The sequence below is a fragment of the Mesorhizobium sp. M1E.F.Ca.ET.063.01.1.1 genome (assembly GCF_003998155.1).
GTDB lineage: Bacteria > Pseudomonadota > Alphaproteobacteria > Rhizobiales > Rhizobiaceae > Mesorhizobium.
In genome coordinates, this window is sequence record NZ_RZSC01000182.1 from 1 (window position 1) to 9398 (window position 9398).

9 protein-coding genes are annotated in these 9398 nt (G+C 65.3%); 3 read left to right on the top strand and 6 right to left on the bottom strand.

The features are described from left to right. Positions 1–75 precede the first annotated feature (75 nt). Together EOA29_RS15195 and EOA29_RS15200 are read right to left on the bottom strand one after the other, a co-directional pair. The gene (locus EOA29_RS15195) at positions 76–1110 is read right to left on the bottom strand and encodes an aldo/keto reductase (protein WP_126091322.1); all 1035 of its coding nucleotides are present in this window, start codon (positions 1108–1110) and stop codon (positions 76–78) included. Positions 1111–1150: 40 nt separating this feature from the next. Beyond that, positions 1151–2338 carry an MFS transporter gene (locus tag EOA29_RS15200; RefSeq protein ID WP_126091323.1) on the bottom strand — a complete coding sequence of 396 codons (1188 nt, stop codon included), beginning with the start codon at positions 2336–2338 and terminating at the stop codon, positions 1151–1153. 123 nt (positions 2339–2461) lie between these two features. Between EOA29_RS15200 and EOA29_RS15205 the strand changes: the two genes are divergently transcribed. Further along, positions 2462–3367, top strand: a complete 906-nt coding sequence (locus EOA29_RS15205) for a LysR family transcriptional regulator (RefSeq protein ID WP_126091324.1) — start codon at positions 2462–2464, stop codon at positions 3365–3367. A 61-nt stretch (positions 3368–3428) separates the two neighbouring features. Here the strand turns inward: EOA29_RS15205 and EOA29_RS15210 are convergent, their stop codons facing one another. The 4 genes from EOA29_RS15210 to EOA29_RS15225 all read right to left on the bottom strand — a co-directional run bounded on the left by EOA29_RS15210 (position 3429) and on the right by EOA29_RS15225 (position 6025). Further along, complete coding sequence (locus EOA29_RS15210) at positions 3429–4478, bottom strand: aldo/keto reductase (RefSeq protein ID WP_126091325.1); 1050 nt, start codon at positions 4476–4478, stop codon at positions 3429–3431. 149 nt (positions 4479–4627) lie between these two features. Then, on the bottom strand, positions 4628–5029 hold the full coding sequence (locus tag EOA29_RS15215; RefSeq protein WP_126091326.1) for a type II toxin-antitoxin system VapC family toxin: 402 nt from the start codon (positions 5027–5029) through the stop codon (positions 4628–4630). Beyond that, a complete protein-coding gene (locus EOA29_RS15220; protein WP_126091327.1) occupies positions 5029–5283 on the bottom strand; it encodes a type II toxin-antitoxin system Phd/YefM family antitoxin in 255 nt (84 codons plus the stop codon). Before EOA29_RS15220 ends, EOA29_RS15215 begins: the two co-directional genes overlap by 1 nt. 79 nt (positions 5284–5362) lie before the next feature. After that, entirely contained in the window at positions 5363–6025 is a 663-nt protein-coding gene (locus tag EOA29_RS15225) for a YggS family pyridoxal phosphate-dependent enzyme (protein WP_126091328.1), read from the bottom strand. A 147-nt stretch (positions 6026–6172) separates the two neighbouring features. Here EOA29_RS15225 and leuS point away from each other — a divergent pair, with 147 nt between their 5' ends. Then, the gene (leuS, locus tag EOA29_RS15230; RefSeq protein ID WP_126091329.1) at positions 6173–8800 is read left to right on the top strand and encodes a leucine--tRNA ligase; all 2628 of its coding nucleotides are present in this window, start codon (positions 6173–6175) and stop codon (positions 8798–8800) included. Continuing rightward, positions 8787–9365 (top strand): LPS assembly lipoprotein LptE, encoded by a 579-nt coding sequence (gene lptE / locus EOA29_RS15235; RefSeq protein WP_126091330.1) that lies wholly within the window; start codon positions 8787–8789, stop codon positions 9363–9365. The genes leuS and lptE overlap by 14 nt, the downstream gene beginning before the upstream one ends. Positions 9366–9398: the final 33 nt, after the last annotated feature.

Here is a 9398-nt window from a genome sequence, read left to right on the forward strand (position 1 = left end):
ACGTGAGACGACCCCCTCTGGCCTGCCGGCCATCTCCCCCGCAAGGAGGGAGATTGGCAGCTTCGGCGCCAGCACTCACACCGCCGGCGGGTCGAGCCGGGCGAAACCTTCCTGACGGCGATAGGGAAAGTAAGGGTAGGGCGCCGTCACCGCGCTTGCTTCATCGAGGGCCTTCATCTGCTTCGGCGTCAATGCCCAGCCGACGGCGCCGAGGTTCTGGCGCAACTGCTCCTCGTTGCGCGCGCCGATGATCACGGATGACACTGTCGGACGTTGCAGCAGCCAGTTGATGGCGACCTGCGGCACGGTCTTGCCGGTTTCGGCCGCCACAGCGTCCAGAGCATCGACCACCTTGAAGAGATGCTCGTCCTCGACCGGCGGGCCGAAGCTCGCCGTGTCGTGCAGGCGGCTCTTTTGCGGCAGCGGCTGGCCGCGGCGGATCTTGCCGGTCAGCCGGCCCCAGCCGAGCGGGCTCCACACCAGGGCGCCGACACCCTGGTCGAGGCCGAGCGGCATCAATTCCCATTCATAGTCGCGGCCGACCAGCGAGTAATAGACCTGATGCGCGACGTAACGCGGGTAGCCATGCATCTCGGCCAGGCCGAGCGATTTCATCACCTGCCAGCCGGAGAAGTTGGAGACGCCGACATAGAGCAGCTTGCCCGAACGCACGAGGTCGTCCAGCGTCGAGAGCACTTCCTCGATCGGCGTGGAAGCGTCAAAGGCGTGAAGCTGGAGCAGGTCGATATAGTCTGTGCCGAGCCGCTTCAGCGCCTGGTCCACAGACCGGATCAATCGTGCGCGGGACGAGCCCCAGTCGGCCGGACCGTCGCCCATCGGCAGCGAGGTCTTGGTCGAGATCAGCACCGCGTCGCGGCGGCCCTTGATCGCTTCGCCCAGCACCTCCTCCGAAGCGCCGTTCGAATAGACGTCGGCCGTGTCGAAGAGATTGACGCCGGCCTCCAGGCAGATGTCGACAAGCCGGCGCGCCTCCTTGGCGTCGCTGTTGCCCCAGGCGCCGAACAGCGGTCCTGAACCGCCGAAGGTTCCGGCGCCGAAAGACAGCGCCGGCACTTTCAGGCCGGAGGCGCCGAGACGTCGATATTCCATGATTTCGCTCCTTGTGATGCCGAAGGTGAAAGGGAGCCGATCAGCACTGTGCCGCGGCAGGCTCGCCAAGCGGGCGGCCGCGCTCCAGGCGCTGCGCCAGGAACACCACGGCCAACGCCGCGAGCGGCACCAGGCCGGCGACAGGTGGGACGGCGCCGAGGCCCGGTCCGTGATCGATGACGAAGCCGCCGAGCCAGGCGCCGATCGCGTTGCCGAGATTGAAGGCGGCGATGTTGAAGGAGGAGGCAAGACCCTGGCCGGCGCCCTTGGCCTTCTCCAGCACCCACATCTGCAGAGGGGCGACGGTGGCGAAGGCGGCCGCGCCCAGCAGGCCGACGGCGATGATTGCCGCTATCGGTTGATGCATGGCGGCGGTCATGACGAACAGCGCGGCCGACAGCGCGACGAGCGTGCCGATGACCGTCGGCACCAGATGCCTGTCGGCGAGGCGTCCGCCGAGCAGGTTGCCGGCGACCAGACCGGCACCGAAGACGAGCAGGATCGGTGACACGGCGGCTTCGGAAAAGCCGCTGATCCGGGTGAGGATCGGCGCCAAGTAGGTGAAGGCGGCAAAGACGCCGACCCAGCTCAGCACCGTGGTCAGCAGGCCGAGCAGCACCGGCCGGCGGCCAAGCACGGCAAGCGCGCCTTCGGAGCTTTCCTCCTCGGCGGCCGCTGCCGGCTCGTCGCGCGGCACCAGCAGCGCGATCACGGCAAAGGCGATGACGCCGACCAGCGTTACGGCAAGGAAGGTCGAGCGCCAGCCATAGGCCTGGCCGAGCCAGGTGCCGAAGGGCACGCCGAGGATATTGGCGACGGTGAGGCCGGTGAACATCAGCGCGATAGCCGACGCCTTCCGGTTGGGCGCGACAAGGCTGGTGGCGACGACCGAGCCGACGCCGAAGAAGGAAGCGTGCGCGAAGGCGGTGAGCACGCGCGCCGCCATCAGCGTCCAGTAGTCGGGCGCCAGCGCGCAGGCGAGGTTGCCGATGGTGAAGACCACCATCAGGGCAAGCAGAAGCGTCTTCTTCGCTAGGCGGCCGGTGAGCGCGCCAAGCAGCGGCGCGCCGACAACGACGCCCAGCGCATAGCCGGAAATGAGCAGGCCCGCGGCCGAGATCGAGACGCCGAGATCGGCGCTGACATCGAGCAGCAGGCCCATGATGACGAATTCGGTGACGCCGATGCCGAAGGCGCCGGCGGTGAGGGCATAGAGAGCAAGAGGCATGGCAATGGTCCGGTTGGTCAGGAAAGGACGCCCAGTCCCGCGCCCCCGACCGGGAAGATCGTGATCCGTCGAGCTGTGAACCAGCCTTGCGCCAAGCATATTTTCTGTGAAATAGATTCACGAATGGCGAGACCCGAAATCAACCGCTCCGGCGAGATCGAGGTGTTCGTCCGCGTCGTCGAGGCCGGCAGTTTTTCCGCTGCGGCGCGGGCGTTGCGCATGACACCCTCGGCAGTGAGCAAGCTGATCGCGCGCTTGGAGGCGCGGCTCGGCGCGCGACTTCTCAGCCGCTCGACGCGGCGGCTGCAGCTGACCCCGGAAGGTGTCGCTTTCCACGACAGCGGCATCCGCATTCTCGCCGACCTCGACGCGGCCGAGCGCGAAGCGGCGGCGGGTGCCGCGCCTCGCGGCAGGCTCAGGGTCAACAGCTATGTGCCCTTCGGCCAGCACCGGCTGATGGAATTGCTGCCGCGCTTCCTGGAACGCTACCCGGAGATCAGCGTCGAGGCGGTGCTGACCGACAATGTCATCGACCTTCTGGAGGAGCGAGCCGACATCGCCATACGCGCCGGGCCACTGCGCGAATCTCGGCTGGTGGCGCGCAAGCTCGGCCAGAGCCGGATGGTGCTGGTAGCGTCCCCTGCCTACCTCGAAGCCCGCGGCACGCCGCAGACACTGTCCGACCTAGGACGCCACAATATGCTGGCCTTCGGCTTCGCCAGGCATATCGAAGGATGGCCTTTCGTCGATGCGGCAGGCAAATCGATCATCCTTCCGATCGTCGGAAACATGACGCTGACCGACGGCGAGGCGATGCGGCGGACGGGGCTGGCGGGAGCCGGCATCGCCCGGCTGGCACGCTGGCATGTTCAGCCGGACATCGACGCCGGAGGATTCGTGCCGCTGCTGGAGGAATTCAATCCCGGCGACGAGGAGCCGACGCACGCGGTCTATGTCGGCCAGGGCAAGCATCTGCCGGCCAGGGTGCGGGCCTTTCTCGATTTCCTTGCGGAGACCGTGCGTCTCTGAACGAAAAGCCGCACGCCCCGAAGGACGCGCGGCTTTCGAAGCATCGGCTCGGATCGAGTGATCAGGCCTTCGGCACGAAAGGCGCCGGGCGCCGGCCGGCGCCCTGCCGTTCCAGCATCCAGCCGGGATATTCGGCAGGCAGCGCGCTCATCTCATCGAGCTTGGCAAGATCGTCGGCGTCGAGCTTCAATCCGGTGGCGGCGAGGTTCTGCTCGAGCTGGTCCATGCGGCTGGCTCCGATGAGGACGCTCATCACGAAGGGCTTCGCCAGCACATAGCCAAGCGCCACCGTGGCGACGCTGACACCATGCTTCCTGGCGATCTCGCGCATGACGGCGACCGCCGCCCAGGCGCGGTCCTCGTTGACCGGCGGGAAGTTGAAGTTGGCGCGGCGGCCTTCGCCATTGCCCGGCGCACCCGGGCCGTATTTGCCCGACAGCAGCCCGCCGGCCATCGGCGACCAGACCATCAGGCCGAGCTTCTCCTCGTTGATCAAAGGCACGATTTCGCGCTCGAGATCGCGGCCGGCGATCGAGTAGTAGGACTGCACCGTCTCGAAGCGCGCATAGCCCTTGCGCTCGGCGATGCCCAGCGCCTTGGCGATGCGCCAGGCCTGCCAGTTGGAGACGCCGACATAGCGGACCTTGCCGCTGGAGACGAGGTCGTCGAGCGCCCGCAGCGTCTCGTCGATCGGCGTCACCGTGTCGGTGCCGTGCAACAGGTAGAGATCGATGTGGTCGGTCTGCAGCCGCTCCAGGCTGCCGTCGATCGAATCCATTATATGGCCGCGCGAGGAACCGCGCTGGTTAGGACCCTCGCCCATGACGCCGTGCACCTTGGTGGCGATGATCACGTCCGAGCGCTTTACGCCCAGATCCTTGAGCGACTGGCCGAGCAGGTGTTCCGACGCGCCGAAGGAATAGACGTCGGCGGTGTCGAAGAAGTTGACGCCGGCGGCGATGGAGCGGCCGACGATCTCGTTGACGCCTTTCTGGTCGAGGCTGGCGATGAGACCCCATTGGGCATTCTCGCCGGCGGCGCCGAAGGTCATGGTGCCGAGGCAGAGTTCGGAGACGAACATGCCGGTATTGCCGAGTTGGTTGTAGCGCATGGTGATATTTCCCGAGAAGGATTGGGTGACGCGTCTGAATGACAGGAGGGAAATAGGAACGGCCCGTTTCGTTTCAAGTGCTGGCGCAAACGCGGCGGCCAACTGGCTCAAGGGAACCGTTGAGCAGCGATCCGGCAGGGGCGCAGAGGTCAGGCTTCCCAGGGATTAAGCGCGGTGACGCCGATGTCTTCGAAGGCAGCGACATTGCGCGTAACCACGATGAGGTCGTGGACGAGAGCTGTCGCTGCTATGAGCGTGTCTGCGCTGCCTCGCGTACGGGCTGCCGTGATGCGGCCCCACGCCAACGCAATCTCTTCGGTGATTGGAAGAATGCGGTCCCGATTGTCTCTTCGTAACTCTCTCAACCAAATATCGAGCCGGGCCGCTCTTTCGAGGTCTACATTGCGTTGCTTGACGATTCCTCGCTCGATTTCGCCGAGGGTAATGACGCTAAGGCTGATCGACGCCGGATCGATCGAAGCCACCCAGGCGGTCGGCTTCGGCAGGCGCCTTTGCACATCCGAAACAATGTTTGTGTCGAGCAGGTACATCAGAGGTCGACGTCCCGGATCATGTTATCCGGGCGACGGGTGATTTCCTTGTCAAACGCATCGTCCCAGCCGGGGCCGGTCAGAAGATATTCGGCAAGAGATTTCTTCATCCCAGCCAAGCGATCGTAGTCCTCCACGGACAGCACGACCGCAGCCCGTTCCCCACGAAGTGTCACCGTTTGCGGGCCCTCGGTTCTTGCGCGTTGGACCACTTTCGAAAAATTGTTCTTCGCGTCCTGAAGATGCCAGTTCATGCTAACGCTCCTAGCTAGCTTGGCTAGATATAAAGCGGCCGCCCCCAATTGTCAATCGAGACGAACGAGTACTGACAGGCTACCGGCTGCCGAAGATCGCCGAGCCGACCCTGACGCTGGTCGCGCCGAAAGCGATCGCCGTCTCGTAGTCGGCGGACATGCCCATCGAGAGTTTTGCGACGCCGGCTTCCTTGGCGAGCTTCTCCAGCAGCGCGAAATGCGGACCGGGGTTCTCGTCGGCAGGCGGAATGCACATCAGGCCTTCGATGGCGAGGCCGTGCGCCTCGCGGCAACGCTTGACGAAGCGAACCGCCTCACGCGGCTCGATGCCGGCCTTCTGTGGCTCGGACCCAGTGTTGACCTGGACATAGAGTTTTGGCGAACGGCCTTGCCTGGCGATCTCCTTGGCAAGCTCGGCGGCGATCTTGTCGCGGTCGACCGTCTCGACGACGTCGAAAAGCGCTACCGCCTCCTTGGCCTTGTTGGACTGCAGCGGGCCGATGAGGTGGAGCTCGATGTCGGGGAATGCAAGCCTGAGCGCCGGCCATTTGCCTTGAGCTTCCTGCACGCGGTTCTCGCCGAAAACGCGCTGGCCGGCTTCCAGAACGGGCCGGATCTCGTCGGCCGAAAAGGTCTTGGACACAGCGACCAGCGTGACGGCGCCAGGCTCGCGCTTTGCTTCGCCTTCGGCGCCCGCAATCCTCGCCTTGACCGCAAGAAGCTGTTCGACGGCACTCGTCATGCCCATATCCTGCCTATAGTTTTAGCGCCGACGCCGGATCGCCACAGTTGACGGGTCCGGCAATCCATGGTGAACACCGCGACGACATTGTCTCGGCTGCCGGCCTTGTCCGGCGCCGCGTATCCGCTTTTAAGTGAAAAACATCCGATGGCAACCGAACGTTACAATCCGCGCACGTCAGAGCCCAAATGGCAGAAGGCCTGGGCCGAAAAGAAGCTGTTCGAGGCCAGGAACGACGACCCGAAGCCGAAATACTACGTGCTTGAGATGTTCCCCTATCCGTCGGGCAAGATCCATATCGGCCACACCCGCAACTACACGATGGGCGATGTCGTGGCGCGCTACAAGCGCGCCAAGGGCTTCAACGTGCTGCATCCGATGGGCTGGGACGCCTTCGGCATGCCGGCCGAGAACGCGGCTATGCAGAACAAGGTCCACCCCAAGGACTGGACCTATGAGAACATCGCCGTCATGCGCGAGCAGCTCAAGGTCATGGGCCTGTCGCTCGACTGGGCGCGCGAGTTCGCCACTTGCGACGTCGACTACTACCATCGCCAGCAGATGCTGTTCCTCGACTTCGTCGAGAAGGGCCTGGTGACGCGCAAATCCTCCAAGGTCAATTGGGACCCGGAGGACATGACGGTGCTCGCCAACGAACAGGTCATCGACGGCCGCGGCTGGCGCTCGGGCGCGCTGGTCGAGCAGCGCGAGCTGACACAGTGGTTCTTCAAGATCACCGACTACGCGCAGGACCTGTTGGACGCGCTCAACTGCCTCGACGAATGGCCGGAAAAGGTCAAGCTGATGCAGCACAACTGGATCGGCCGCTCGGAAGGGCTGCTGATCCGCTGGCCGCTGGCCAAGCCGGTCGGCGGCGAGCATGAGCTGGAAGTCTACACGACCAGGCCGGACACCATCTTCGGCGCCTCCTTCATGGCGGTCGCGGCCGATCATCCGCTGGCCAGGAAGGCCGCGGAGAGCAATGTCGAGCTGGCCAAGTTCATCGACGAGGTCCGCCATATGGGCACCTCGGTGGCCGCACTTGAGACGGCCGAGAAGAAAGGCTTCGACACCGGCATCCGCGTCGTCCATCCGTTCGACGACAGTTGGACGCTGCCCGTCTATGTCGCCAATTTCGTGCTGATGGAATACGGCACCGGCGCCATCTTCGGCTGCCCGTCGGGCGACCAGCGAGACCTCGACTTCGCCAACAAATACGGCCTGCCGGTGATCCCGGTGGTGATGCCGGGGGATGCGGACGCCAAGACCTTCCAGATCATCGAGGAGGCCTATGACGGCGATGGCGTGATGATCAATTCGCGCTTCCTCGACGGCATGAAGCCCGAGAGGGCGTTCGACGAAGTGGCGAAGCTGCTCGAACAGAAGATGATCGGCGGCCGGCCGATGGCGGAGCGCAAGGTAAACTTCCGCCTGCGCGACTGGGGCATCTCGCGCCAGCGCTACTGGGGCTGCCCGATCCCGATGATCCACTGCGAAGCCTGCGGGGTGGTGCCGGTGCCGAAGGCCGACCTGCCGGTCAGGCTGCCCGACGACATCGAGTTCGACCGTCCGGGCAACCCGCTCGACCGACACCCGACATGGCGGCATGTGAAGTGCCCGCAATGCGGCCGCGACGCGCGGCGCGAGACCGACACGATGGATACCTTCGTCGACTCGTCGTGGTATTTCGCGCGCTTCACCGCGCCCTGGGCGAACGAGCCGACAGAGCCGAAGGCTGCCGACGAATGGCTGGCGGTCGACCAGTATATCGGCGGCATCGAGCACGCGATCCTGCATCTGCTCTATTCGCGCTTCTTCACCCGCGCCATGCGCGAGACCGGCCATCTCAATCTCGCCGAGCCGTTCAAGGGCCTGTTCACGCAAGGCATGGTGGTGCACGAGACCTACCGCGTCGGCGGCCCGTCGACCAATGGGCGCTGGCTGTCGCCGGGCGAAGTCAGGATCGAGGATGCGGACGGCAAGCGCCGCGCCATCGAGATCGCGACCGGCGAAGAGGCGACGATCGGCGCGCTCGAGAAGATGTCGAAGTCGAAGAAGAACACGGTGAGCCCGGAAGAGATCACCGACGGCTACGGCGCCGACACCGCACGCTGGTTCATGCTGTCGGATTCGCCGCCCGAGCGCGACGTCGAGTGGACGGACGAAGGTGCCGCCGGCGCGCATCGCTTCGTGCAGCGCGTCTGGCGCCTGGTGCAGATCGCGGCGGAGCAGCTCTCCGGCGTGAAGCCCGCGGCGGCCAAGGAAAGCGAGGCGGGTGCCGTCTCGAAGGCGGCGCACAAGATCCTGAAGGCCATCGGCGAGGATATCGAGAAGCTCGGTTTCAACCGGGCGATCGCGCGCATCTACGAGCTTGCCAACGCGCTGACCACGCCGCTCAACGATGTCGCCGAAGGCAAGGCGGACGCGGCGCTGAAAGGCGCTTGCCGCGAGGCCGTCGAGATCCTGGTGCATGTGATCGCGCCGGTGATGCCGCATCTGGCCGAGGAATGCTGGGAGACGCTGGGCGGCACCGAACTCGTCGCCGAACGGCCGTGGCCGGTCTTCGATCCGGCTCTCGTCGTCGACAACGAGATCGTGCTGCCGGTGCAGGTCAACGGCAAGAAACGCGGGGATTTGACAATTGCCCGCGACGCGGATCAAGGTGCCGTCGAAAAAGCGGTGCTGGCACTCGACTTCGTGCAAAAAGCGCTCGATGGCAAGGCCCCGCGCAAGGTGATCATCGTCCCGCAGAGGATCGTCAATGTTGTTGCCTGATCCGGAAAAGTCAGAAGCGGGACGCCACTTCGGCCGCGTTACGGTCTGGGGCCTGGTCGCCTCGCTGGCGCTGGTCTCGGCCTGCACGGTACGGCCGCTCTACTCCAGCGCGCCGCTCACCGTCGGCTCGCAGGTCGGCGCCGCCGCCGAACTGGCATCGATCTCGATCAAGCCGGTCGGCACGCGCTACGGCCAGCAGGTGCGCAACAATCTGATCTTCGCGTTCGGCCAGGGCTCCGGTGAGCCGGCCTCGCCGGCCTACACGCTCGACCTCGGCGTCAGCGAGCTGGTCGAATCGGCCGCCATCGTCCAGGTGCAGACCGAAGAGGACGAGCCGACGGCGGGCACGGTGACGCTCACCGCCAATTATGTGCTGCGAGATGCGACCGGCGCGGTGGTAGCCGTCGGCAAGCGCTCGATCCCGTCGTCCTTCGACCGGCCGCGCCAGGAGTTCGCCGCCTACCGGGCGCAGATCGACGCCGAGAACCGCGCCGCCCGCGAACTCGCCGATCTGCTCAGGCTGGCGATCGCCCAGGACCTGGCCAAGCACGGCAAGAAGGCCTGAGGCGTATTGATATTCAGGTGATGCCGGCCTGCA